1 protein-coding gene is annotated in these 880 nt (G+C 70.8%); it reads right to left on the reverse strand.

Annotated features, from left to right (window positions below; all coding sequences use genetic code 11):
• Positions 1-880: multicopper oxidase family protein (locus tag C882_RS22635; protein ID WP_043647360.1), on the reverse strand; the 880-nt coding region annotated here is incomplete at both ends.

The raw sequence follows: 880 nt of genomic DNA on the forward strand, positions 1-880 counted from the left end.
GTCACGGCGGCGGTGCGGCCGCGCGGCACCTCCAGAAGCGGCGTGTCCAGGTCACCGGCGACACCGTTGAAGGCCCAGACGCGGTTGACCCGCACAAGATCCCGCCAACTCATGCGCTGGCCGTTGTAGACGGCTTCGTCCATGGTTCCCATGGCGCCGCCCTGCATGAGCAGGTCCGCCGTCACCGCCGTCTCAAGGTCGAGCGCAGGCGCCGCCTCGACCCCCGGCAGGGCGAGCGGTGCGTCGAGCGGCGTCTCGCGCAGTACGTCTTCGCCGACAGCGATGTGGGCCACCGGCGCCGGGTCGTCGTAGGCCTGGTCGGCGATGGCGATCCGCGCGCCCGGCTCGGCGTCCACGTCCACCATCAGGTCGGCGCGCTGTCCCGAGCCGAGCAGCAGCCCATTCTCCGACACTGGGTGCGGCCGGCAGGGGCGGCCGTCCAGGGCGACGACGGTCGGGCGCAAGCTGCCGAAGGTCAGGGCCAGGATGCGGGCGTTGGAGGGGTTGAGCAGCCGCAGGCGCAGGCGCTCGCCGCGCCGCACGAGGATGTCCGGGCGGACGCGGCCGTTCACCGTCACCACGTTGCCCATGCGCCCACCGTGGCCCCAGTCATGCAACTCGCCCAAGGTTTCTTCAACGAACCGGCCGTCGCGGTCGAGCAGCCAGTCGTCGACGACCAGCAGAAGATCCTGGTCGACCTGCGGCGGCTCGGCCTCGTCAACGATCAGAACGCCATAGACGCCGCGTGCCACCTGTTCCCAGGCCCGCTGGTGGCTGTGATACCAGAAGGTGCCGGCGTCCTTGAGGTCGAAAGCGTAGTCGAAGGTCTCGCCCCTGGGCACGGCCTCCTGCGTCAGGCCGGGAACCCCGTCCATGGCGT

This window comes from Caenispirillum salinarum AK4 (assembly GCF_000315795.1).
GTDB lineage: Bacteria > Pseudomonadota > Alphaproteobacteria > Rhodospirillales > Rhodospirillaceae > Caenispirillum > Caenispirillum salinarum.